This is a genomic window from Vibrio sp. 10N.222.46.A1, assembly GCF_041473595.1.
Classification (GTDB): Bacteria; Pseudomonadota; Gammaproteobacteria; order Enterobacterales; family Vibrionaceae; genus Vibrio; species Vibrio tasmaniensis_A.
Genome location: NZ_JBFRSN010000970.1, coordinates 1445 through 1695, shown reverse-complemented (window position 1 = coordinate 1695; position 251 = coordinate 1445). Strand labels below are relative to the sequence as shown.

At 43.8% G+C, this 251-nt stretch carries 1 pseudogene; it reads right to left on the bottom strand.

Annotated features, from left to right (window positions below):
- Positions 1–251 (bottom strand): annotated as a pseudogene (locus AB4496_RS22655) (sensor histidine kinase); the annotation flags it as partial.

Genomic DNA, 251 nt, shown 5'->3' with positions numbered 1-251 from the left:
CGATTGTATTCACTGAATTTAAAGTTGGGAGCGGGGTTCGCCAATAGGTCGTTGGACGCGCTTTCTGACCATTCGACGAGTTGTTCGGTTTTTTTTCCTACTCGGTAACTGTAGAGCCAAAGCGCTAATACAATAAAAAATATATAGCCAAGAGCAATATAGATAATAAGGTTGAAGCGATGATCGAACCACACATCTATTGTGTCGCCAATTAGGCGGTAGTCGTACCGAGCGACTCCGAATACCAATCG